This is a genomic window from Sulfurisphaera tokodaii str. 7 (assembly GCF_000011205.1).
In the GTDB taxonomy this organism is placed as follows: Archaea; Thermoproteota; Thermoprotei_A; order Sulfolobales; family Sulfolobaceae; genus Sulfurisphaera; species Sulfurisphaera tokodaii.
The window spans coordinates 973,708-998,440 of record NC_003106.2 but is presented as its reverse complement, the minus strand read 5'-3'; the positions used below and the strand labels follow the sequence as shown (position 1 = coordinate 998,440).

The following is a 24,733-nucleotide window of genomic DNA, read 5'->3' as shown; positions in this document are numbered from 1 at the left end:
TATCACACCCTCTTTATAGGTATTTCATAGACTGGGATAAAGTCTGAAATTGCATTTGCAATAGATGCATAAGCACCAGAAATGCTGTTTTCTCCAACACCCCTAAATCCACCTGGAGTACTTGAAGGTGTATTAAGTAATTCTACTTCAACTTTAGGAACCTCTTTGGCTGTTGGTATTAGATAATTATAAGGTTCATTGACATTCTCGTAAAGAACCCCACCTAATGCTTGTATTATTCCTCCAATTATTTGTCCTTTTACTTTGTCCTCATCTGCAGGAACTCCTATATCAATAATTATATAATTTTCTCTTAAGTGGAAATTTGTACCATCATACTCAACTACACTTATTTGAGCACTTATTGCACCAATTGATTCTTCCGGCTCATAACATTTTATTGAGTACAACTCTTTTTCTTCTAATTCCCAAGGTGAATTATTTAATTTTTCTAAAACTCTTTTTATCCCACCAAGTTTATCAATCTTCTCTTTTAACTCCCTAGCAGCCAAAAGAGTAGCGTTCCCAGCAGTAATTACACTCCTACTAGCCCAACTACCAAACCCATTAACATCTTGTGAACCAGTATAAACAACAATTCTATCGTAATCTAATTCCCTCTTCACTATTTCTCTTAAAACATCACTTATTCCTTGACCCATGTCAACTGTAGTGGTTTTAACCTCAACTATGCCATTGCTAGTTAACCTTAATGAGACGCACTCATATCCACCAATAAATGATTTTTCTTCACCTATTAAAACTTTAGATGTAGGTGAGGCATAATGAACGTAAAGTGAAACCCCTATACCAACCTTATATTTCTTTTTATACTCATTATATCTCTCCCTTAATCTCTCTAAAACCCTTTTTACATCTCCTATATCATTATTGATTTTTCCTAAATTTTTTTCTCTAATATTGATAGGGTCAATTTTTAATCTTCTACTAACTTCATCCATAATTCGTTCTATAACAAAGAACGCTTCTGGCCTACCAAAACCTCTGAAAGCTCCTTGTGGCGGATTGTTAGAGGCAACTACTTTTACGTTAGTTTTTATTTTTATATCATACACATTCCTTAAGTTCATAAGTGTGACATACAAGGGTGAAATACCAGACCATGGTAAAGGAAAAGCACCCATATCATAAGTTATATTATCAATAATTCCCGTTATTTTTCCATTACTGTTATAATAAACAGTCACATCATGCTGTTGACCCCTGCCTTGTGATGTCATAATATGTTCTGACTTTCTTTCAATCCACTTTAAGTCTTCCCCAGTTACATAAGATAAAGCTATTACGGCTAATTCTTCCATTATAATATCTTGTTTGGCACCAAAACCTCCACCTACTCTAGGTACTTTAATTTCAATTTTTTCCTCATTCAAATCTAGCATATTTGAGACTATTTTCCTAGCTACTGTTGGTGCTTGTGTTGAAATTCGTATTATTAATCTTCCATCCTCATGAGTTACAATTACACCTCTTCCTTCTAAAGGAGCTGGGGATTGTCTATTAAATATGAGCTTTAACGAGAAAGAATTTTCACCAAATTCATACTCTCCTTGAGAAAAAGAATGTATTACATTATCTGGTTCATAGATCGGACCACTCAAATCTTCGTACTCTACTTCAACCTCCTCTTTCTTATCTTCGGCATCATACTCATCCTCTCCTATAACCATTCCTAACGGCTGACCAGTATATAATGCTCTATCTTTTGCTAAAAGTGGTATTTCTATCTCTTTTAACTTTCCCTCATTATCAAAGATTTTTGGAATAGTGAAATCTATATCTTTCCACGTATAAACCTTTCCCCTAATACTAAATTTAGCATAAGGTTTATTTGATCTTATAAAACTTACTACTTTATATTTACCCCTAATATCATCTACATAATAATATAGCATTAAATAAAATAAAGAGTATTATTATTATATCTTTTTCTTATCTTAACTAAATAATTTCTGACAAAAGAAAAAAGAGTGAATTTACTTAATTAAGTTAATCCGGGGGTATTTCTTTATACAGTAACTCTAAATCAATTCCTTTACTTAAATTTATCCTTCTGGCAATAAAGTAAATTATTACGCCTACTACAAAACTTCCTATAACAAACCCTAAAGTTATAGGATTCGGCAGACCATTAGATTCAGCAAAACCAAACACAGGATTTGTAATAGATTCGTAAGTTAAATAGACAAAATATCCAGCCTCAAATAAACCGGCTATTATCAATGATAGAACCTTATTTCTTATTCCATAAAGAACTCCAGCAATACTTACCGTAAAGAAGTAAATCATGCCTATAACTATTGCGCCATAAAGCGCGGTCGCACCACTGATTGAAACTACTGGCAATACTAAAAATGCTAATGTTAAGCCTAAATCAAATAAATGAGTATAAACTGGTGATCCGAATCTATTTAGCCTAGTGAAAATTTCTGGGAATACTCTATCAAAAGCCATTGCAAATATATATCTTGAAAAGACTATAACACCATAAGCTAATACAGCAAACTCCCATGTCATTAAACCTATTCCAATAATCCATTGCAACACTTGATTTGTGGTTAAACCCATTGCAACTGTCCAAAAGGTATAAATAAAAGCTGACGATGGATTAGTAAATAAATAATTTGTGAGAGTGTATCCACCAGCTATATACATCAATGCGAAACCTAAAGTTATCAGAATTCCAGTAACTAAAAGGGGTAATATTACTCCCATTTGGACATATTTCACCTTTTTTGTTTCTGAAGCTACTGCAGGACTTGCCTGCATCCATGGATAAGTAAATATTGCTAAAAGTGGTAATATTCCAGACAAAGAGACTAATAAATTAGGTGGAGGGACTGATGAAGAGTAATTAGGTGGAGGCATTATTCCTTCTTTCGATAAAAACGGTACAATAGCTGTACTAAAATCGGGTATATTAACAGCAATTACAATCATAGCTATTATTGTAGTAACTAGAGAGATAAGAGTACTTATAGTCACTAATGAATAACCCCATTTTGCTTTAAATATATTAAACGCTATTATTATACCAAAAATACCCGCTCCAAGTACATAAGAAGGAATAGGAGCGGTTAATGACGATGATAAGGCTACTAATGATTTTATCCCATCCATTGTACCAATAGTCCCAATTACAGTACTAACTGCAGATGAGAAGAAGTAAGCCACTAATGCAAAATATGCTGTAGACTCAATCATTAAAGCAAAGGCCATTGTAACTCCAACACTACCATGTAAGATTCTTGAGAGCCAAATATAATCACCGCCAGTTTTTGGTATCTTACCCGATAAATAAATGTATATATATGCTTGAGGTAATGTTAGAAGGAGTCCTATTAATGATGCAATCCATATTACTCCGCCAGGTGGAATATATGGCGAAATTGAAGTAAATAGTGCTATTCCAGCTGACATATTACCTAAATTTAGCATTACTGAGTCTAATGCACTTACATTTTTTACTAACCCAGAGCTTTCTCTAACAAACAAACTCCTACTCATAATAGAAAATATTTTAGGGTGATTTAAATAGATTTATGCCCATTATATAAATTCTATAATTAGATAAAAAATAATGTTTATATTACTCCATTAAGATACACCTTATATGATATTTAAAAATGCTAGGGTAATAACACCTAAAGGAATTATTGAAACAGATTTTGAGGTTGAAGAAGGAAAAATTAAGAAAATTAAGAAGGATATAGTAGGTGAAGGAAAAGACTTATCTGGTTATTATGTACTGCCTAGTGTAATTGATGGACATACGCATTTTAACTCAAGATATTTAGGGGCTAAAGAAATAATTCCCACGGCAGATGATTATAAAAGTGGTAGTGAAATAACATTAGCAGGCGGAATAACTTCTATAATAAACTTTATTGATCCTTTAAATAGAGAAGTAACAGAGGCAGTTAAAGATGAGATAGAAAAAGCTAAAAGTACTGCTGGTATTGATTATTCCTTTCATTTAATTATTAAAAGAAAAGATCAGATTAATTATTTACCAGAAATTATTAAAATGGGTATAAAAAGCATAAAAATGTTCATGGCATATAAGGGAAGTATGCAAGTTGATGATGAAACAATATATCTTGTCATGAAGAAAGCTAAAGAGTTAGGCGTAACTGTTGCAATCCATGCTGAGAACGGCGATGTTATAGAGGTCTTACACAATGAGTACAAAGATAAGAAAGATGCAATATATCATGCACTTACAAGACCAGTAGAAGTTGAGGAAGAAGCCGTTAATAGGGCTTCTATGTTAGCTTATTTAACTGGCGCTAAAACTTATATTGTTCATATTTCTTCTCCTACATCTCTAGATATAATATCTTATTGGAGAAAGAAGGGAGCTAAAATTTTCAGCGAGACTTGTCCACATTACCTTTTATTTGACGATAGTTATTATCTAAGATCAGATGGAAATAGATTTATAATGTCACCTCCATTGAGAAGAAAAGAATTAAGAGAAGAACTTGTAAGAAAACTTCACATGGTAAATACTTTAGGAAGTGATTACTCTGGTTTTATGTCTGTTTATAAGGATAAGGCATTAAGCTACATTGAAGTTCCAAATGGTGTATCTTCAACAGAATTTTTAGTCCCTACAATTATGTCTTTTCTTTTTGACAATTTAATAACACCAGAAAAAGTTGCTGAAATAACTTCTTATAACCAGATAAAACTTTATAACTTAAAAGAAAAAGGATTCGATGAAGGAAAAGATGCCGATTTTACAGTTATAAAGAGAGAAGAATGGATTGTAAAAGATTGGCACGGTAAGATGGATTACTCAATTTACGAGGGAGTAAAATTCAAAGCAAAAGTTATTCAAACTTACTTGAGAGGTGAATTAACCTTTGATGAGGATTATAAAGGTAGTAGAGGAAAATTATTGAAAAGATAAACAGTGTAGTTTTTTATAATGATAGTTTTTGATGTTAAAATAAAATCTATTCAGTAGGTTATGGCTATCTATGAATACTTTTTAATTTAATTGTTTAATTTAATGAAAGCTAGTTATAAGAATTTTTCTTAGCAATATTATGATGGCAATTAGGTCGTTATTTATCGTGTTAATAAGTGAATAAAAAACAATTAGAATAAAAGAGATAAAAAATAAACATCTTTCACGATCCCCAGCTATATCCGCCACCAGATCCCGTAGAACTTGATGTGGAGGAACTACCCATAGAAGAACCCATATTAGAGGTTGAGCTATTACTCATATTAGACGTCGAGGAACCCATCATAGAAGAGCTACCCATTGATGAATTAGACATCATTGACGAATTGTATGCTGAAGAATGATGCAAGACAATAGCACCTACTACAACAGCTACAACTACTATCGCTATTACTCCTCCTATTATTCCCGCAAGCCTCTTATTTATCTTCATCTTAATAACGTACCCTTATTTACTAAATTTAAACTTTTTCCCAAAAATTTTATTTCAATACAATTTTAGATTAGGGTAAAAACTTTTATAAAAAAGGCATCAGAATCCGCATATGAAAAGGAGAGATTTCCTAAAGGCATTATTCATCTCAACCTCACTATTAGTTATTGGCAGATTATCATTATATGAATATAATAATTATCAACATGTGCAAAACGCATTAACACCCTTCGGATCATGGTATGTAGTTCAGATAGCCGGTACTCCGGAAATTAGTGTAAATAATTATGTCTTAACTGTTGACGGTGAAGTAGAAAATCCTATTAGACTCACTTATCAAGATCTTCTTAAAATGCCTTCAATAGAGGTTAAAGACACCATACAGTGTGTTTCCGACCCTTATTTTTTAAGAGCTAACGTAGTATGGACAGGAGTACCTCTAAAGTACATAATTGATATGGTTAAACCTTCACCGAATGTAATTAAAGTTATAGGCTATGGTGCAGAGGGATATACTGCTGATCTTCCAATCTCAAAAGCAATGGAACCAAACGTAATTATTGCCTATATGGTTGATGGAAAACCCCTACCACAGGTTCATGGTTATCCAGTGAGGTTAGCTGTTCCAGGCTGGTGGGGATATACTTACGTTAAATGGTTAGTCAGACTTTACTTCACTTCTAAAAACATCTTAGGTTATTGGGAATCTAGGGGGTATCCGGACTATGCAAAGAAGTAATTTAATCGCTATTTCAGCAGTAATTCCCTTCTTCGCGTTCCTATTCCAACCAATCTGGATAATTGGTCTAGGAATTTCAATGGCTTCATCAAAAGCTTTTGACCCATATTTTAAAGATTCGATTTACACACCAAATTTTAGGAGAAAAACATCGATAGGATTACTCATTCTCTCAATCCTAGAAGGAATAACTGGATTCGGTGCTGGCCCTACAACCTCAAACTTTATAACTGAAATAACGTTAGGCTTACTCAATAGAGGAATTTCACTAGAATTACACTTAGCATTAATAACACCATTAGCGTTATTCTTTATGATACACACAGTTTCTGGTCTCGGTTCTATTCTTTTATCAAAAGGTGTAAAAAACCTAATATTATATAAATATGTTATCCCTATCATTTGGTTAGCTATGTACCTTATTGCAGTTTACTTAGATTTAAGCTATTTTATAGCGTAGTCGTAAGGTTAGTATATCCCTATTTTTGAAACTAACTCTAACTTTATTACTCTCAACTTTCACAACTCTTGGAACCCTATTTAACTCAAGAAGATCTAAACTTTCAGCAGACAAAACTTCAAAGGGTAAAACTATTTCGCACTCATCTCTTACATTCTCTACATCATAAAGCCTAAAAATTAAACTATCATCATCTTCAGCGATCTTAACAGCCTCTAAAATCAAATTGTTAATTTTTACAAAACTCTTTTCTTTTTCAGCACTTTTACCCCTAACAATCTTTATCGGGATATTCAATTCATAAGCTCTTTTAATAACCTCAGCCTTACGCCAATCACCTATATGTGGGTAAAGAGAATAAGTAAATGTGACTTCCTCCAGATCTGTTGTTGGATCTGGGTACAAGGGAGTTTTAGTCAAACTTAGACCTACCGAAGTCCCGCGTAAAGAAACACCATACTTACCCTCACTTAGTAATGCAACACCATAATTTCCTTCAGACAGATCCACAAACTTCTGAATAGGAACTTCAAATCTTGCCATATCCCAACTAGTATTTTGCCAAGTAAACCTTTCAATTACTCCAAAAGGAATATCAGAGATCGCTTTATCAGTATTAACGTCAAAATTAAACCACGCTTTTAAAAGTAACTCTCTATCCCTCATTCTTAACGTAGTAATAAAATCAATTCTTCTATGGTCTGGATAAATTCTTACAATCTGATAAACCTCTGAGTTTCTAAATTTGTACGTATATTTCACATTTACAACAGTATCCTCTATAACAGTTGAAGAACTTGCCTTAACCACAAAATTAGTTTCCTCATAACCTTTCTCAATATCCCAAGCGTCTGCCCATCCTGGAATATTTTCATAAAATGTAAGTACATTACTTGGCCCCTTCAATACTTCTCTCTTAGCTTCCTTATCATACAGCGAAAGTAGTTTCCCTTCTTTACCTAACTTTAATACAAAGAACTTATTTTCGATCTGATAGTAATCTTCAAACTCTTTTACATTAACCTTTTCCTTTACCTCTTCTGGTTTAAACGCAGTGAAACCTATTGAAGGGACTTTAACCTTGTAAAACTTGCCATTAATCTCAACATATTCCTCCCTATCCCAATTGAGAGAATTAAACAAATAGATTTCTTCACCCTGAGAGCCTAGAAGCTTAAGCATTGCCTCCTTTGCAATATTTTCAGCTTCTTCAATCACTTTTTCTAACTCTTCATATGCCACCTTATATACATCTTTAATTGCCGAACCGGGTAGAACATCATGAAATTGATTCTTCAATACAATCTTCCATAATCTCCTAAACCTTTCCTTATCATAATTGCCAGCTAAAGAAGACCATAATTCAGCCTCTCTTAGACTAACCTCAGCTTTCCTATTAAGTAACTTCATTTTAGAGTGAGAAGTAAAGACACCCCTATGAGTTTCTAAATACAGTTCACCTTTCCACTCATCAATGGGATTAACCTTTATCTCCTCAAACTTCACACTAGGTAGGATTGGAAGTAAATCTATAGCTTCAGCCCTAATTAGCATTTCCTCATTTGGTCCCCCTCCTCCGTCACCGTAACCAAAAGAGTAAAGTACAGGCTGATCCTTTTCCCTCCAGTTCTTGTATTGCTCTAAAACACTAGAGACAGAGAAATCAGAATTATAACCGCCTTTACCATTTCCAAAAGCTATTGAAGGCAAATAATCGTTATTTGGTGTAACCCATTTGAACACATTATATGGGAATTTATTAGTATCATTCCAGAAAACTTTATGAGTAGCGAAAAGCTCGATACCGCCTAACTTAGCAATTTGTGGTAAAGAGGCAGAAAAACCAAAGGTATCTGGTAACCATAAAATTTTAGCAATTTTATCGAAATTTTCTAAGTAAAATCTCTGGGAGTACAGTAGTTGTCTAGCTAATGATTCCCCAGAAATCATGTTGGTATCGGATTCAACATAAAATGCACCTAGCTCCCACTTATTCTCTTTCACTTTCACCTTTATCTTTTCAAACAGTTCAGGATAAATTTCCTTAACCCATTCATAATAAAGGGCAGAACTCTGGATAAAACGGAAATTATACTTATCAAGAAGTGTTAAAACAGTCGAAAAAGTTCTTATAACCTTTCTTTTAGTTTCATCAAATGGCCAAAGCCAAGCTGTATCAATATGCGCATGCCCAATCCCTATTAAAACACCTCTTTTACCATATTTCTCCTTAAGTTTCAATAATTCCTCCTTCAAAACCTCCAGTCCTTTCTTATATTTCTCTCTATTCTTATCTTCCTCCATTCTATATTCCAACTCTTTATAGATTCTGCTAAGGTCTAATGACGTTTTAGCCAGTTTAGAGATTATAAACAACTGATCATTTGAAATAGTCTCAAAATAAGCCTCCTTCAAAGCCTTTGTTAGTGCGTAAATTAAATCATTTCTTAATTCTTCATCCTCTACGCTTTTTATCAAATCCAGAACTTGTGTTCCGTATATGTAAAGTCTGTATGCATTAAAATCAAGCTCTGCATAATACGGAATTCCGGGAGATGGATGAACCTTTTCTCCAAAATCCTTATACTCACTCATCTCAACACTTATCTTATGCTTACCTACTGGTAAAGGAATAATTACATGATACTTATCCAGCTCAAAATAAGGTTCCCCATCAATTTTTATGAGACCAGAACCTTCATGATCTAAAATTATCAGATAAGAGTTTTCCTTTCCCTCGATTTCTAAATTAATCCAGTTTAGTCTTTTCACATTTACGAAAGAATTACCGTAAATAAGCGTTAGCCTAGCTTCGAGTTCGTTTAGAGTTCTCATAAACTAACTTGTGAAAAGAAAGTTAAAAATCAAATGGGAACTTTTCTAACCTATAAGCCATATCCCAGAACATATACTCGAACATTGACGTAATCCTAAAATGTCTCTTAACAGCCTCTTTTTCTTCCTTAGTTAAATTAAACGAATTAACTAGATTTATTACAGCTCTTACTCCCTTCTCATATTCCTCACCGCCGTAAGTCTCTATCCAACGTTTATACAAAGGATTTGGAGAACCCTTCTTTAATAATTCCTTCCCAACTTCCATATATATCCAATAACATGGAAGAACAGCACTAACACCTTCATAAAATGGTCTCGAATAAACTACTGAAAGTAAGTATGATGTATAAAGAAGATTCGTGGGAGATGGCTTAACCCTACTAACATCAACATTCCATAAAGAGATAAAATACTCATGAAGGCTCCTTTCTACTCTTAATACATCACTAACATGAGTAGCGAAAAGGACTGAATCATCTTGCTTTTCTGCCTTAGCAGATAGTATAGCTAATGCCCTACTAAACTCTCTTAAATACAAAAAGTCTTGCAGGATATAATATTTAAATTTCTCTTCCTCTAATGTCCCATCAGTTAACCCCTTAATGAATGGATGTGATAGTATCGAAGAATAAATATCTGAAATCGAGCCCCAAAGTTCGTCTGATAGCATAAAATAAAATAGTAGAAGGAGATAAAAAATAAATCATTCTGCTATTCTTACAGCAGCAGTCCTAAACTTATAATTCTTAGTCCATAAGGCAACTATTAGAGCTAAGGTCATCATAGTCACTCCGAATATTGCAATATAATTAAATGCTGTTGCAGAAGGTAAGAATCCCATAACATAAATTTGGTTATTAAACATCATCACAATAGGATCTTGATAAGTCTGCATAAATACTGTAGCAACTACTGGTCCTATTGAACCACCTATAGTCCTTAATAACGTATTCATTCCCATTCCAGTAGTCCTATATTGATCTGGTAAAGATAATGCAACCATGTTAACTAGTGGTACAATAAATGCAACTAAACCTACAGAAGAAATAAAACCATCAAGCAAAACCTCATCTGGTGTACTCCTAAAAGTCAGCAATAGTAGATAGGAAAGGTCTGTTAAAACACCACCTAGTATCATTATAGGTTTAGGACCGATTCTTGGCATTAATCTCCCTAAAATAGGGCCGAAAATTATCATCCCTAAAGCTACTGGAGACATCAATAGACCAGATTGAATAATTGAAAGACCCAAACCATACGGTTTAGGTAGTTGAGAATAATAGACTAGGAAAATGAAATTAGCAAACATACCAATACCGGATATTAAACCAACAATATTAGCAACAGCAAAGTTTCTTATTTTAAATAACTCCAATTTCATTAAAGGTTCTACTGCAACCCTCTCATAAGCAATAAAAGCCCCATATAAGATTAAACCTACAATCAACATCCATAAATTATCTAAAGCGGCCCAGCCTAAAGTTGGTCCCTCAGTTATATAAACTAAAACTAAAGTAGTTGCCAAACCTATTAAAGTAGCTCCTATATAATCAACTCTCTCCTTTAACCTTGTCCCAGTATGAGGTAAATATTTCAAAGAGATAAAGAAAACTATGAGGGAGAGTATTGCCGCAGTATGAAAGGCATAAGGCCAACCTAAATCCTCAACAATGTAAGAACCTATAAGTAAACCTAATGCCGGACCAATACCAATTGTTGCACTTAATATTGATTGGGCAAAGGCAACTCTTTCTTTTGGATAAATATCAGTAATAATCGCTATTGCTATAGGAAACATCGAGAAACCAACTCCTTGAATTGCTCTAGCCGCAATTAAAACCCAAATATTTGGTGAAAAACCAGCTAATGCTACAGCTATAATATAGAATACAATAGCTATTATATACATTCTGGTCTTACCGTAAGTGTCTGCTAGCTTACCCATTAATGGTGAAGTTGCTGCTGCAACTAGCAAATATGCTGAAGTTATCCAGCCAGCTAAAGTTGAAGAAATTGAGAAATCTGACTCAATAGTAGGTAAAGCCGGAATAACCATTGTTTCTACGTAGTTAACAATCAAAAGCATTGCAGATAAGATGAGTAGTGTCTTACTTTTATAATCCATGGATAAAGGGAAAGACAAGCTACCTATTAAATTTTTCGATATATCTATTTCACCGTAATAGTAAGAAACCCATTAATATTACCATAATACGCATTTATGATTATCTCTCCTAATCCAACATTAAAAGCTGGAGATGGAGACTTAATAACAACAATTTCCCACTCACCACTCTTTATCCAGGTAGAGTTTGAAAGCCAAAGAATACCATTTCCGTCATGGATAGCGTTAACAGAGAATAACCTAAAGAATGGTTTAACCTCACTTAAGGGACCTTGGTAAGATACATTCAAAACCATCATATAAACTTCATTAGACTCGGTGTAAACATGAAGTACTTCAACCTTTAAGCCGTTATAGTAAGAAGAAAAAGCATAATGAAATACCAAAGCTGATGAGAGTATTAGCAAGAAAAGGACAGATAGGGGCTTCACAACTTCCTTATTTATCTTCATCTTCTCATCTACACTACCGTCTAAGTAATTAAGAAATGGTATATACATTACATAATTCCATAACATTCTATACATAAAGAGCATTACAAAATATATACCACCTAAGTAATTTGAAATCTTCCCTTTTAAATAAAGATAGAAAAACGTAGAAAAGATAAGAAGTTGTGATACTAAGAAGAAATATTTATACTCAAAAAACACGCCTATTACTGAAAATATATCAAAACCAAAACCAATTTGTAACAAATTATCAAACACCGGGGTAGCTATGTCATGAAAATAGTAAACTGGCGAGGAAATAATAAAATAGAGGTTTAAGGAGATAAAAGTCATAACTCCCGATAATAGAAATTGACAGATATTTTTTCTTTCACTATGTAACTGTATAAGATAAAAAGGTAGGAAAATTAATGGATCTTGCTTAAACGAAACTGATAAGCCGTAAAAGAAACCCTTAACCCACTCACTGCTCGATATGAAAGATAAAATAAGAAAAGTAATCCAGATAATATCATCAATACCCCCAGAAGAATAAAGCAAGTAGTAAATATTAAATAGATAAGAGGAGATAAATAGAAGAAAAGTTGTTTTATCAAGTCTATACCAAAGTATAAAGGGTAAGAGAACATAGAAGAAAAGAATAATATAATTAGGATTAAAGTGGAAAATAACAGCTGGAATATAAAGCAAAAAGGACAGTGAAGGGTAATTTAAATTTGTCACAATACCTCCAGTTGTATAAGGAGTACCATAAATCTCAGCAGAAAGATTATAAATTTGATAAACATTACTTGTAACTGACGGTATGTAAGGATTTAAACCGTGAAGAAATTGATAGGCAGAATAATAATCAATCATTAATTCATCAGTACCGAAAGGTTTTGCTACTCTAGATGAAACAGCAACTAAAACAACTGCAATAAGTGAAGCAATATCAAGTCGTCTTAACAATAATCCAGCTAGAAAAATTAAATATAAGATTAGAAGAAGGTACAAGTTGTGGAAAAAATACCAATATTCAATGGGAACTAAGAACAATTCAGTGTAAATAGTTAATTTCACAAATCTGGAATCACCTTTAAAGAAAAGAAGAATACCAGCTAGAGAAAGTAGAATAACTATTAGAATATCACTCCATAACGTAGGATAATAAAATAAAGAGAAGAGAGCCATAGAAGCCCAAATTAAGATTTCAGAAAGATTTGAAGTCAACGGCGAAATATACCGCTTTTCCATGCTATAACAACTTTCAACTCAACTTATTTTAAATCTTTTCATAACTACTAAATCAAGAATTAAAAACTTGATAGTAATATTGAAAGTGTACTAGTAAATAAACCGGTAAATACACAAGTGTCCTTCAATTAAATACTATAAAATCTTCTACTAATTGATTGTAAACAAAATAGATCTTAAAAAATAAAACAGAGTATCACATAAATTAATATTACTCCTCAAATCTTCCGCTTAAGAGATAGCCCAAAAAAGCAAAGTTTTTCTTCAGATAAAAATTGAATGTGATATTAACAGAATTCAGTAAAAAATTTAATAAAGAATAAATAAAATTAAATAATATTTCATCTCTGTTTAAATTTCAGAATATTAATAAATAGTATATATTACAATTCAAAACTATTTTCAAATTTACCTTATAATTTTTAGTTACGATGTATAATTTATATAGTAATAGTAGTACGGTATATAGTATTTCTCTCCACTAATGCAATAAGGTATACTAGAGTTCATTAGATATACGTAATAAGTGTTTGAGGAAAGATCCGTTATGGAGATTGTTGATGCAAAGTAAGTGTAAGAATTTGTAAATGCAACAATCCCCACATAAGGTGAGACTACTGCCAAAGCTAATGACAACCATGAAGGAATAGTCTCACCCAACAACTCAGCAATCTTAATAATTAAGCTAATGGGAACACTATAAGTAGCAAAACCATTAGAAGTATAAATTGAAACTGAAGTATACGCATTGGTAATTGTAGTAGGATTTACACTAAATATGAAGGTTAGGTTGTTTGAAAAATACTCACTAGGGGGAACGTTGGGAGTTGTTGTATTATATAATCCCGGTAAATAGCCCGATCCAGAACTTACAACTTCTAACCCTGTCAGAAATACTTCATCACAATAACCATAAAATTGTGGAGGAGCACAAGGGGCAGCTGGACAATAGTAATACACGCTATAATTTGCAAAAGCAATCTGACCCATAGTATAAATCTCCAAAAAATTAGTATTTTCACTTTTACCATAATCTCCTTTTCCACAGACTACTAGATTGCTAGCACTTGTGGTTATTGAGAACCCTGAAATAGTTATTGGGTATCCTAGTACTAGAACTCCAAATTTGAATTGTATTCCGGATGCTTGTGAATATCCTTCCTTAAGTAGTAGAGTGCCTGCGTAGTCTTTGTAGTCTGTATCAGTCATGTAGACTACTGATAGTGGTATTATTCCTAAGCTTTTATTTGATGGGTAGAACCATACTTTGTTTAGGTAGAATATTAGGTTTATTCCTTCTACTTGTTCTTGGGGTACTGTTGTTGTAGTAGTAGTTGGGTCTTTTCTTTTTATCGTAATTTTCCTTGGTTTAATGAATAGTTTTGTTACTGTTTTCCCTATTCCGTGTGTTATGTTGTATGGTGAGATTGTTATTGTGAATGGTTGTATGTACGCTATTGTCTGGTTTCCCTCGTTTATTGTGTATGATGCGAATCCCAGTAGTGATGGGGAGATGTTATAGCCGTAGTGTTTTATCCAATGCTCTGCTATTATGGTTAAGCTGCTTAAGGGTATTTTCACGTAACCAGTATCATTTTCAACCAGTATTCTCCTAATTACGGTACCATTTGATGTTGGGTAGAATGCGAAAATGCTTACAGAAACGTTTTGTAATAGTGTTAATTTATTATGGGAGTATTTGAAGAATATTACATTTATAGCCTTAGGATCAGTATACTTAACGTAGAGTGTGTATATAGTATTGTAATTGTTGACTATAACAATTGTTAATATTATAATAAAAATTAGTATCAAAGAAGAAACCATAACAATTTTAGTTCTCCTAACCATTTTCTCTAAATGATTTAGTTAATATAGTGATTATATAAATTTTTCTAGTAAATAACTATAATGTAACAATTTCAAAAACTAAATATGATAAATAATGTATAATTGATAAAACTGATTTACTCCTTCTCACTAAACCTAAAAACCACTTCCTTAAAAATAAATCAATCTATATTAGTAAGTGTTTCCTCTAGTTTAACTATATAATTCACAAGGTTACATATATTATCGGAGTAAATTAGCATTCCCAACAAGAGCATTTGGAAGATAAGCTTGTAAAGAGAAAGACAGACTTAATATCCCTATATACGTTTAAAATATTAGGAATAGAATTTACAGTTTAATGCTTACACTATCTCAACATTCATCTCTTTTCTTTAGTGCTTCATTTTCCTTAAATGTCAAACTCATTGATTTTACTTACATTCAAGCGTTAATTTAAAAGCTAGTTTCACTTTGCTTTAATAAAAACCGGATCAGTTAAAAGAAGAAGAGTTATGCATACATATCACAAGACTTTCTCTTCCTTAACCAACTTTGAACATTGTTGCTGAAGGTATTACTAGGAGGGAGATTAAGAATACTGAAGCTGGAGAAATATTTATCCAAATGAATAGGGCTATTAAGGGAGAAGATATTGACAATAATGTAGATACGGAATCTATTAATGACATGGATAAATTAACTGTCTTCATCTTAGAAATAAGGCTTATCTCTGGTACATTATCCACAGCTAATATTAACCTTCCTACAAAGTTTATTAGTATTATAAAGATTACTGTGGATCTCACAAAGAAAAGCTATGCCTTGATAGAGTGATCTTAGCCATTAAATACACACTAAGTAATGTTAAGGACTAGTAGTTAACGTATAATTAACAAGGAGGTTATAATTTAAACAATAAAGAATAGTTTTACTATATTGTATTATTTGTGTGTAGAATTATGTTAATTCTAGGAAAGCTACAACTCGTAATGAACCTCTGAACGACTTGTTTTTCCTAATCAAATTCTTTCTACAAAGATTTGAAAAGAGAAATTAGCTTCTTCCTTACTGTTCAAAACCTTTAATCCTAAGCCATTATGATAAGCATCTGGTGCTCCACTCATCGGTTCTATTGCTAAAGCGCCTTTAACTCCAGTATAAACTTGAACAAAAGGCATATTTTCTCTCTTAATCAAAATAGAAGAATAAGAAGATTTAAGCTGTATATCTCCATTTATTAGAAAACAATCGTCATATTCTCTATGTTCAAATTTAGAAGAGACAAGATCCCCAGTAGGAATCTTATCCTTCATAACGCATTGCTTAACATCTGTTGATGCAAAAATCTCCCAATCATTTGAAATTATAAAATAAGGATGGGCACCAACTGTAAGAGGTGCTCTTCTTTCACCAGTATTAGTAACTGAGATTGTAACGGATAGTGTATTTTCATCTACCTTATAATTTACCTTACAGAGGAGTGTTGAAGGATAACCATCATGTTTCAATAAGTACTGTAAAGTTAAAGAATCATCTTTCTTATCAACTACTTCAAATGCTCCATCTAATACTAAACCATGAATAGCATTCCCTTCCTTATTTTTAGGTAGAGAATATTTGATACCATCAAATTCATACTCACCATCCTTAACTCTATTCGCATACGGTATTAGAAGTGCCATTCCACCTCTTGTGGGTTTATAGAGGTTTCCCCTTAAAATGACGTCTTTTCCATTTACTGTGAAGGAATATAAATAACCTCCTCTTAGTAAAATTTCAGCCTCAGTATTTCCTTTTCTTATTTTCATATGCAATAATAAGATTGGATACATAAAAAGTAAGTGATGATGAGCACCCAACCTCCTGAATGGTGAGGAAGGCTAGATTAACTGATTAAGGTGAAAGATTAGTTATCTCTTCGATAATTTTTCTAAAGAATTCTTCATGTTCCATTTTTCTGTATCTACTACTCCTTAAATGGTTATAAAATTCTTCAGTCTCTATCATTAGCCTACCACATATTGGACATCTGCTTTTAGTTTCTACCAGAATCCTCTCTAAGTAGGGGTAAATCACTTGCTTTCTAAACTGCATTTCAATATTTTTTAAGTTTGTGTTGTTTTCCTCTCTTTTCTCAAGCGATCTCAAATATTCTCTTATAGCTTTTATCCCTCCAGCTTCTATTTTCTTTAACGTTCTTTCGTAGTTCTCTAGCTCTTCTCTGGCATAATGAATGCCTAATGACGCTAAAAATTCTAATTCTTCTTTACTAATTACAAGTCTAAGGACTAAACCGTGAAGGGCATCTTTTTGACTATAGTAACTGGCACTACCGAATTGAGTATTAATTACCCACTTTAAACCGTATATGCTATGGTAAACAAATATAGTTGTATTTCCTCTTTGTAGAGTTCTAGGTGCTACATGTTCAAAACCTATCATCATGAGGGCTTTAAAAAGCGAGACCATGAGATAAATAAGATCAGAAGTTATTAATTTTTACTTGACCTAAATTTTTACCCTTTGATAGCAGGAAAGGAGAATCAAGATATGTCGAGAACTATAATATTCTTTAGAGCTAGTGTAATCCTTATAAAGGATATAGTTTAATATTATTGAGACTCTGAAAGATGCATTAAGAGATATTTGATATTATTAAGTGAGACAATAGATAGATATAATGTTTTTTATAGTAAATGCTAAGGGAAAAATAACATTCAAGAATCAAAATATGTCTTGTTACTTCAGTCATTAGTTCACTTTCGGTACCTTAACTTATCCTTTGCAACTAATATGAAAAAGACTATAAATTAATTAAGTTAGCTAGTCTTTATAAAGAGAAGATATTAAACTAGTACTCTTACCTACCGAGTAAAATTTATAATTAGTTATAATGCGATTTTATTCTATGTTTACCTTGAGGTAAAATAGGCTTTTTTATTCAATTTAGGAGCGTGCCATTATCCATATCATAAATAGAGTTAGGGTTTAGAGGTTTTCTTATTATAACTTCAATAACCTTTAAACTCGTAAATCCAGGATAATTTATAAACCCCGTCTCTGGAATAGTTATATGGTTAATTTCATATATATCGCTAGGAAGATCTTTTAGTATCGTTTTTGGAATGGAGGAAATTCTGTATTTTACTTCATATTTTAATCCCAGGAGCACTTTAGCGCAAATAGGATCGTTAGTCAGCAAATTAGTCCAATAAGTCCCTCTGGGATTAGTTGATTTCACATAACCATTACTTCTTATGAAACTAAACTCATTATCCCCTATATATCTTTGAAGAGTTATAGAATCCCAATCAATTATTGAACTGGGCTCGCAAGCTCCCAGAGACATACAGTATACTAGAAATAGAATGATAAATAAAATTTACGTTTTCTGCTTTGTTAAATTCTTTTTTAGATGTTAAGCCCATTAATTTTTTCCTACATTAAAGAATTGATTTAAAAGTAAGTTCCAAGTAGGCTTTAATAAAAACTGAAACAAAATACAACGCTTTTTCAGATTTTTTCTAATTTCATTATCTGGGTTTTAAGGTATTTTGAGATTGCATTAATATTATCATAAATAACGGTCAAGTTTGCACTAGACAATTCGTTCAAAGTATTAATTCCTTTAAGTTCCATTATGGTCTCCTTTTCCTTATTTTTAACGTCATTAAGAATTTCGCTTTCCTTTAATTTAGTGGCAAGCTCTTTTATCTTATCCACATATTCCATAATTTCTCCTATTTCCCTTACTATTTTAACATAAGTTGAAAGGACATCCAGGTTTTTTGAAATAATAGCCTCAGTCTCATCTATCATCCGCACGAGAAAATCTGTTATCTCTTTTAACGTAATTTCTTCAATTTCTTCAAAAATTTCTATCACATGAGCATCTATCCCCTTTAACCTTTCTAAAGAACTGAAATTCCCTTTTTTAACTTCATCAGAAATGGATTTAAGATCTTTCACGCTTAATCTGAGTAGCGTAACAAGTGAACTTTTTATGAGGAATTCTAAAGACTTTCCTTTAAATCTTATATCATCCATTAATAAGACAGTATAATATAAATCTGAACTACGTCCGAATGCTATTGAAGCCCTATTACTACCAAAAGGATAAATATTAATATTGATGTAATCATAGCCCCTTTTAGGCAATATACTCTCAACAATCTTAAAGGCATCCCTAATTATTTCCTCGTAATCTTCAACACTTTCCATGTAATATAGTAATCTAAATCTCAAATTTATACCTTTTGCGTATATCGAGATTATCAGTGTTGATTAGAAACTGCACTTCATGAACAAGTTTAACAAGAAATTATTATAAGATTCACTCGTTTCTTTACTTACTAGAAATAATTGTTCAATTTCACAATACTAAAATTGAGATAAACCTATGAAAACAGAACCGAAGAAGTATCTGAATAGTTTGCTTTATTGAAATAAAAACAATGGAAAAACTTAAGAGTTTTGGGCTATTCCAAATGAAATTTCCTTTTGGTTAAAAGGAAGGGAGCGTATTACTTTCAATTTTTAGTGAGAGCAATAAAACCTTTATTTCAAGTGTAGTTTACGTCTTTTCATTCTCTTTCTAAAGCTCCAAGTAATATTTTGTTCAGTTAACTCCGACTTAACTTGTCACTTTGACGGGTTTTTTATTTAACGCAAAACTTTAACTGGAAAGACGTAAAAACCTTTACCCCAAATAGATTAAGGGAGACTTATACTTCAACTGGAGAACAAATAACAAGAGAGATTATTTGAAAAAGATGGAGAAACAAAAGAAAATATGAGATAATGACTATAAGTGAAGACATATTCAATTTTACTCTTCTTTTCATAGTTTAATCCCTAAAATTTAAGGTAAGAAGAGTCTAGAGATAGCTTGATGAGAGAAAAATATTGTAACTGATATTTTCTCTTCAATTTTTTTATCATATGCTTAACTTTAAAAGAGATAAAATGTAACATAACCCATGGACTACTACTTGTCAAACATTTCGAAAGTGGAAAAACAGAAGGTACCAATTAAGGGTTCTAAGGGAGCTTACATCCAATGGTTAGTTACTAAAAATGAAGGGGCACACTACGCTGTAAGAAGATTTACTTTAGAGCCCAATGGAGTGATTCCTATGCATACACACAAATATCAAGAGACAGTAGTTATAGTAAAAGGAAAATGTAAAGTATGTGTTGCCGATAAAACTTACGAATTGAAAGATGGAGATTATATTTTTATTGATGGAGGAGTTAAACATGCTTTTGTAAATTACGATAAAGAGTTAGAGTTCTTTTGCATAATTGATTACCCAGACGATATGAGTATACAAACGATTGATGAGAAATGTGACTGAGAAAGGAAGGAAAGTAGTTAAGATTTTATTTTACCAAAAAATGGGGGTTAAGGTGGCGGAAAGCCTCGCCAGCGGGGATGGATAGCCCCCTTATAAAGTTTAAATATCATCTCTTTTAATTTTCTCCTAATGGCTAGGAGGGTTAAAGCGATCAGAGCTACTGTTTCCATGAAGGTCGCCCTATCTGAACCCCTCCTAGCCCTTGTGAATAACTACGTTAAGGCACTCCGTTTCACCCTATTCTGGCTAAAGGAGAATGTTCCAAATCCAGAAGAGAAGGGTGTGTTAGGGAGAATCCACGAGGAGTTATACGAGAGGTTAAGAGGGGAATACAATCTACCATCAAAGGTTGCTGAGGACTGTTATAGGGATGCACTCTCAGTATACAAGGGTTGGTATAATAATCCTAAAAAGGGACGTTTTCCAAGAGTATATAAGCCCACTGTATGGTTAACTCCTAAAGCAAGTTATAATGTGGACTTAGATAACATGACTGTTAGGATTTCTGGTGTTGGTGAACTTCAAATTCTGGGTTATCCTAGAAACATTAAGGAGTATATGAACTGGAAGATGAAGGAGGCAAGGTTAGTAGTCAAGGGTGATAAGGCTTTTCTCAAGGTTGTTTTTGAGAAACCGTTGGAGAAAGTTGAACCTAGGGAAAGTGTTGCTGTTGATATTAATATGGGTGAAATAGTTGTTGGCAAGGATGATACTCATTATGTTAGGATTCCAACTCGTTTGTACGAGGTTCACCACTTGAAGTCTTTAGCTGAGAGATTGCAGAAGAAATACCCAAGGAGATGGAAGGAGAATAAGGGGATCTTGTATAGAATTCGTTCTTTTCATCAAAAGGCTAGGCGTATTATGGAGGATTTTGCTAGAAAAGTGGGGAAGTGGGTTGTTGAGGTTGCTAGAGATTTTGGTGCTAATGTTATTAAGTTGGAGAACCTTGAGAACCTCATCAAGAACGTAGATAAACTACCTAAAGAGTTTCGTGACAAACTTTATCTAATGCAGTATCGTAGGATTCAGTACTGGATTGAGTGGCAGGCTAGGAAGCACGGTATTCTAGTTCAATACGTTAATCCCAAATATTCTTCCGTCTCTTGCCCTAAGTGTGGTAATAAAATGGTTGAGGTTTCTTATCGTTGGTTTAAGTGTATTTGTGGTTATGAGAATGATAGGGATGTTATTGCTATAGTTAATTTGAATGGGAGGGGGTCTCTGACCCTCTCGTCTGCCCACCAAATGAGGGATGTAAACCCGAATCAATGGTGGGAGCGATGAACCCTCTGGGAGGGAACCATCGCCCTTCCAGGGCGGTGAGAAAGTCAGATCTAAGACATGAAGATCAAGAAAGACGTAATGGTAAGAGAGAATTTTTGAGGTACCCTATGCTCTGTCTCTTCGTGATTTTAGTCGTATCTCCGCAATACTGACTGAGGTAATAAAGAGAAAAGTAGAGAAAAGATACAATAATATTACTACAATTCAAGAATATTCAGCTAAATTATTTCACTAACTTTTAATCATAGAATTATTTTCGAAGTGATGAATTTGTAGATAAATTACTTAGATTTATAAGTGAATAGATTAAAAATAGATATATAAGATAACCTATTAGTTAAATATGTGTTGAAATAAAGATCGTAGAATGAAAACACTAATTAATCAATCTCATAAAGTGATTTAATAGTGTAAATAGTTAAGAAAATAAATTAGTATTCAAAATCATCTTAGGGAGGTGAAAAGGTGGATAAAGACAGAGTGAAAGTAATAAGCAAGTATAGCAATGTAACTGCATTTTTAGCTCTAGTAGCAATATTTCTACTAGCAATGTTTCCATTATCGATGTACCTACTAGCCGCTTACATGGCTATTGAAGGGCTCGATTTGGTCGAGTTTAGCATTTTTGGTTTCGAGCTTTCAATGGATTTTGATACTTCTACTACTATGGCAGGAATGTTTTTTGGAGGAGCAGGAGCATTTGGTGGTCTTGCCGCTGTAGCTCACTATATGGGTTATAACACGCTAGCATTAGTACTTCTAATTGTAGGCATAGGGCTTGCATTCACCGGTCTAGGCTTCGGTTAGGTGATAAAATTGAATAAAAAAAAGTCAGCATTTTTCTTTTATCTCCTTTCCATATTGAGTTCTATCTTTTCATTTTTTACATATAAAATCAATCCTTTTTTAGCGCGAATAATCCTTTTTATGGGTATCGGATTTGTAAGCATAGGAATATTTTTCACAGTCCTTACTATAATAGTCCTTCTTAAAGCCCCTTTTAAAGGGGGTTTACAGAAGTCTGTGCAAGAATCGAAATCATATAGTAAAAACGTTTATAATCCTTTTATTTCAATCGTGAAAATGTCTTTGCTTCTCTCTTTCTCATTAATACTTTTTTCATTTTTTATTTTTGCTTGTTTTGTTTGGATTCTTCACATAACTTCTATTACCCCTATGGATTTATTTGTTTCGATTGCCTTAAACTTCTTATTTCAGATTTTATTTTCAATGATAGTATTGTCTAGGGTTAATTTATTTAAAGAGGTTAAACCTGGAGAAGTTAAAATTATTAGGGTTCCTAAATTTGGGCATAATGGTTTGACTACGGGTGTTCTTGCATTATCACATCGTTCACCTTTTAAGGAAATAATATTTATATCTGATACTGTAGATGAATCGCTTGTAAAGATAGTTGAGGCGCATGAGTTAGCCCATGCAAAGGAATATCATCCAATTTTACTTCAATTAGCAGGAATATTGCTAGTATCTATTATTGACTCTTTAATATTTTTTACAGCTTTTTCATATATTATTCCTCTCGTAAATATTACTATACTTCTTGTAATTAAAACACTTTTAGTAGTGTTGTCTATAGGAGTTGCAAGTCTCCTCTTCTTGAGGGTTGCGGAATCGAGGGCTGACGCTTTCGCATTTAAGATAATTGGTGAAAAAGCGTATGAGAATTTACTGGAGATACTTAGAATAAAATATGGTAAAAATATAAAGAGTACTGAGGAAGCCCCTCTATTTAGTAGAATTACTCACACCTCATCAAGGAATGCTTTAAAAACTGGAGATCCTTTATCCTCCTTAGGCTTTTGGGAGTTTCCAACAATCCTCTCTTTTGTAGCAGCAACAATTACAATAATGCGTACAAACTCAATTATTATAATAGAACTCTTCCCTTTCCTTTATATAGGTATTCTTGTAATATTATTTCTAGTAGGGCTAGTTTTCTTACCCGTTGTGAAGAAGTACTATGGAATGACTGAAAGGGGAAGTATGAACTTCTCCTTCCTACTTGCCGGACTTTATATAATTTCAAGTATGAGTGCACTAAATGGCTACCCTAACATATACTTAATTATTTTACTATTCTTAGTTGGGATAGCTTTAACATATATGATTGCTAGAGTGTTTCTAAAATCTAAAAAGGTTATTATATACACTTTCCTAATATATCTAGGCATAAACGTTCTCATTAGCGTAGTCAGAATATTTCTATATGGTGTATAAAATTGTTAAAAGAATTTAATTGGAAGGATATAGTAAAAATTTACCTTACATTTTGGTTAGGCCTCTTTGGAGGAGGCTTAATAGATTACTTCAAAGGTTTCTCTAAACCAGGTGTGCCAATACCTCTTCCCATACCTGACTACGGACTTTTCTTGAAGATTATAGAGGTGAACTTTACATTTGCAATAATACTATTCCTTCTTGGTATTAGTAAGGTAATTCAGAGGATAGTAATTTTGGTCTTATCTTTTGTTATAGGCGAAATAGTGTTTACCTCTGGTTTTATAATAGGCTTAATTGGTATTCTTCCTCACGGTATATTGGAGCTTTTGGGTTTTTGCTTCATTGCTTATGCAGGAGAGAATTTTAGACATAGAAACAAAGTAATAAAGCTTCTTTTTATAGGCTTTATCATGTTGATAATTGCGGCTTTCATAGAGTCATCCTTAACCATTTACATACTTGAACATACATTATCCAAGTAGTTTTACACCCTGAAGTACTTATGAATAATGATAAAAATATTTTGTCTATCGATAGAAAATCATTAATCCCAAGACCTAAACATGTAGCCAAGCTCTCCTTATTAATACACGTATGTAGAATTGTATAAATTTAATATCTTATGAGTTCTAAATTCGACATCATTATTTGCTTTTTTACTTTAAGTTTGATAAATACGAGCCTTAATTCCACATATACTATGACGAGGAAATTTAGTGATTGTGAGAAGGTTATT

Annotated in this window: 21 protein-coding genes; 8 read left to right on the top strand and 13 right to left on the bottom strand. The window is 32.8% G+C overall.

Annotated features, from left to right (window positions below; all coding sequences use genetic code 11):
* Positions 1-2: 2 nt before the first annotated feature.
* Complete coding sequence (locus tag STK_RS05630) at positions 3-1,916, bottom strand: xanthine dehydrogenase family protein molybdopterin-binding subunit (RefSeq protein WP_010979019.1); 1,914 nt, start codon at positions 1,914-1,916, stop codon at positions 3-5.
* 94 nt (positions 1,917-2,010) lie between these two features.
* Complete coding sequence (locus tag STK_RS05625; protein WP_010979018.1) at positions 2,011-3,528, bottom strand: APC family permease; 1,518 nt, start codon at positions 3,526-3,528, stop codon at positions 2,011-2,013.
* Positions 3,529-3,634: 106 nt separating this feature from the next.
* On the opposite strand from STK_RS05625, the gene STK_RS05620 reads away from it, so the two are divergent.
* Complete coding sequence (locus tag STK_RS05620; protein ID WP_010979017.1) at positions 3,635-4,936, top strand: amidohydrolase family protein; 1,302 nt, start codon at positions 3,635-3,637, stop codon at positions 4,934-4,936.
* Between the two features lie 223 nt (positions 4,937-5,159).
* Here the strand turns inward: STK_RS05620 and STK_RS05615 are convergent, their stop codons facing one another.
* Complete coding sequence (locus STK_RS05615; RefSeq protein WP_052846460.1) at positions 5,160-5,429, bottom strand: hypothetical protein; 270 nt, start codon at positions 5,427-5,429, stop codon at positions 5,160-5,162.
* A gap of 112 nt (positions 5,430-5,541) precedes the next feature.
* On the opposite strand from STK_RS05615, the gene STK_RS05610 reads away from it, so the two are divergent.
* Positions 5,542-6,168 (top strand): molybdopterin-dependent oxidoreductase, encoded by a 627-nt coding sequence (locus tag STK_RS05610; RefSeq protein ID WP_010979016.1) that lies wholly within the window; start codon positions 5,542-5,544, stop codon positions 6,166-6,168.
* Entirely contained in the window at positions 6,155-6,628 is a 474-nt protein-coding gene (locus tag STK_RS05605; protein ID WP_010979015.1) for a hypothetical protein, read from the top strand. The genes STK_RS05610 and STK_RS05605 overlap by 14 nt, the downstream gene beginning before the upstream one ends.
* Here STK_RS05605 and STK_RS05600 read toward each other — a convergent pair.
* The 10 genes from STK_RS05600 to STK_RS05555 form a co-directional block, all read right to left on the bottom strand.
* Complete coding sequence (locus tag STK_RS05600) at positions 6,608-9,463, bottom strand: alpha-mannosidase (protein WP_010979014.1); 2,856 nt, start codon at positions 9,461-9,463, stop codon at positions 6,608-6,610. The two genes, STK_RS05605 and STK_RS05600, sit on opposite strands and share 21 nt — an antisense overlap.
* Before the next feature lie 22 nt (positions 9,464-9,485).
* The gene (gene tenA / locus STK_RS05595) at positions 9,486-10,136 is read right to left on the bottom strand and encodes a thiaminase II (protein ID WP_010979013.1); all 651 of its coding nucleotides are present in this window, start codon (positions 10,134-10,136) and stop codon (positions 9,486-9,488) included.
* Between the two features lie 33 nt (positions 10,137-10,169).
* The gene (locus STK_RS05590; RefSeq protein WP_010979012.1) at positions 10,170-11,591 is read right to left on the bottom strand and encodes an MFS transporter; all 1,422 of its coding nucleotides are present in this window, start codon (positions 11,589-11,591) and stop codon (positions 10,170-10,172) included.
* Positions 11,592-11,635: 44 nt separating this feature from the next.
* A complete protein-coding gene (locus STK_RS05585; protein WP_010979011.1) occupies positions 11,636-13,279 on the bottom strand; it encodes a hypothetical protein in 1,644 nt (547 codons plus the stop codon).
* Between the two features lie 426 nt (positions 13,280-13,705).
* The gene (locus tag STK_RS05580) at positions 13,706-15,130 is read right to left on the bottom strand and encodes a hypothetical protein (RefSeq protein WP_010979010.1); all 1,425 of its coding nucleotides are present in this window, start codon (positions 15,128-15,130) and stop codon (positions 13,706-13,708) included.
* Positions 15,131-15,654: 524 nt separating this feature from the next.
* Positions 15,655-15,918, bottom strand: a complete 264-nt coding sequence (locus STK_RS14790) for a hypothetical protein (protein ID WP_232616525.1) — start codon at positions 15,916-15,918, stop codon at positions 15,655-15,657.
* Between the two features lie 213 nt (positions 15,919-16,131).
* A complete protein-coding gene (locus tag STK_RS05570; protein ID WP_052846458.1) occupies positions 16,132-16,920 on the bottom strand; it encodes an aldose 1-epimerase in 789 nt (262 codons plus the stop codon).
* An 85-nt stretch (positions 16,921-17,005) separates the two neighbouring features.
* On the bottom strand, positions 17,006-17,581 hold the full coding sequence (locus STK_RS05565; RefSeq protein WP_010979008.1) for a hypothetical protein: 576 nt from the start codon (positions 17,579-17,581) through the stop codon (positions 17,006-17,008).
* Positions 17,582-18,053: 472 nt separating this feature from the next.
* Entirely contained in the window at positions 18,054-18,461 is a 408-nt protein-coding gene (locus STK_RS05560; RefSeq protein WP_010979007.1) for a hypothetical protein, read from the bottom strand.
* Positions 18,462-18,625: 164 nt separating this feature from the next.
* On the bottom strand, positions 18,626-19,333 hold the full coding sequence (locus STK_RS05555; protein WP_010979006.1) for a hypothetical protein: 708 nt from the start codon (positions 19,331-19,333) through the stop codon (positions 18,626-18,628).
* 758 nt (positions 19,334-20,091) lie between these two features.
* On the opposite strand from STK_RS05555, the gene STK_RS05550 reads away from it, so the two are divergent.
* The 5 genes from STK_RS05550 (at position 20,092) to STK_RS05530 (ending at position 24,479) form a co-directional block, all read left to right on the top strand.
* Complete coding sequence (locus tag STK_RS05550) at positions 20,092-20,469, top strand: cupin domain-containing protein (RefSeq protein WP_010979005.1); 378 nt, start codon at positions 20,092-20,094, stop codon at positions 20,467-20,469.
* 129 nt (positions 20,470-20,598) lie between these two features.
* The gene (locus STK_RS05545; protein ID WP_010979004.1) at positions 20,599-21,756 is read left to right on the top strand and encodes an RNA-guided endonuclease TnpB family protein; all 1,158 of its coding nucleotides are present in this window, start codon (positions 20,599-20,601) and stop codon (positions 21,754-21,756) included.
* Positions 21,757-22,221: 465 nt separating this feature from the next.
* The gene (locus STK_RS05540; protein WP_010979003.1) at positions 22,222-22,563 is read left to right on the top strand and encodes a hypothetical protein; all 342 of its coding nucleotides are present in this window, start codon (positions 22,222-22,224) and stop codon (positions 22,561-22,563) included.
* Between the two features lie 423 nt (positions 22,564-22,986).
* Positions 22,987-23,994, top strand: a complete 1,008-nt coding sequence (locus STK_RS05535) for a M48 family metalloprotease (protein ID WP_232616524.1) — start codon at positions 22,987-22,989, stop codon at positions 23,992-23,994.
* A 2-nt stretch (positions 23,995-23,996) separates the two neighbouring features.
* On the top strand, positions 23,997-24,479 hold the full coding sequence (locus STK_RS05530; protein WP_052846455.1) for a stage II sporulation protein M: 483 nt from the start codon (positions 23,997-23,999) through the stop codon (positions 24,477-24,479).
* Positions 24,480-24,733 lie beyond the last annotated feature (254 nt).

Bases quoted from the DNA above. Each gene is read 5' to 3' on its own strand.
- STK_RS05550 (WP_010979005.1), top strand. From the start codon at position 20,092: ATGGACTACTACTTGTCAAACATTTCGAAAGTGGAAAAACAGAAGGTA.
- STK_RS05610 (WP_010979016.1), top strand. From the start codon at position 5,542: ATGAAAAGGAGAGATTTCCTAAAGGCATTATTCATCTCAACCTCACTA.
- STK_RS05615 (WP_052846460.1), bottom strand. From the start codon at position 5,429: ATGAAGATAAATAAGAGGCTTGCGGGAATAATAGGAGGAGTAATAGCG.
- STK_RS05560 (WP_010979007.1), bottom strand. From the start codon at position 18,461: ATGTCTCTGGGAGCTTGCGAGCCCAGTTCAATAATTGATTGGGATTCT.
- STK_RS05630 (WP_010979019.1), bottom strand. From the start codon at position 1,916: ATGCTATATTATTATGTAGATGATATTAGGGGTAAATATAAAGTAGTA.
- STK_RS05580 (WP_010979010.1), bottom strand. From the start codon at position 15,130: ATGGTTAGGAGAACTAAAATTGTTATGGTTTCTTCTTTGATACTAATT.
- STK_RS05570 (WP_052846458.1), bottom strand. From the start codon at position 16,920: ATGAAAATAAGAAAAGGAAATACTGAGGCTGAAATTTTACTAAGAGGA.
- STK_RS05590 (WP_010979012.1), bottom strand. From the start codon at position 11,591: ATGGATTATAAAAGTAAGACACTACTCATCTTATCTGCAATGCTTTTG.
- STK_RS05620 (WP_010979017.1), top strand. From the start codon at position 3,635: ATGATATTTAAAAATGCTAGGGTAATAACACCTAAAGGAATTATTGAA.
- STK_RS05565 (WP_010979008.1), bottom strand. From the start codon at position 17,581: ATGGTCTCGCTTTTTAAAGCCCTCATGATGATAGGTTTTGAACATGTA.
- STK_RS05545 (WP_010979004.1), top strand. From the start codon at position 20,599: ATGGCTAGGAGGGTTAAAGCGATCAGAGCTACTGTTTCCATGAAGGTC.
- tenA (WP_010979013.1), bottom strand. From the start codon at position 10,136: ATGCTATCAGACGAACTTTGGGGCTCGATTTCAGATATTTATTCTTCG.
- STK_RS05605 (WP_010979015.1), top strand. From the start codon at position 6,155: ATGCAAAGAAGTAATTTAATCGCTATTTCAGCAGTAATTCCCTTCTTC.
- STK_RS05535 (WP_232616524.1), top strand. From the start codon at position 22,987: ATGATAGTATTGTCTAGGGTTAATTTATTTAAAGAGGTTAAACCTGGA.
- STK_RS05600 (WP_010979014.1), bottom strand. From the start codon at position 9,463: ATGAGAACTCTAAACGAACTCGAAGCTAGGCTAACGCTTATTTACGGT.
- STK_RS05585 (WP_010979011.1), bottom strand. From the start codon at position 13,279: ATGGAAAAGCGGTATATTTCGCCGTTGACTTCAAATCTTTCTGAAATC.
- STK_RS05625 (WP_010979018.1), bottom strand. From the start codon at position 3,528: ATGAGTAGGAGTTTGTTTGTTAGAGAAAGCTCTGGGTTAGTAAAAAAT.
- STK_RS05555 (WP_010979006.1), bottom strand. From the start codon at position 19,333: ATGGAAAGTGTTGAAGATTACGAGGAAATAATTAGGGATGCCTTTAAG.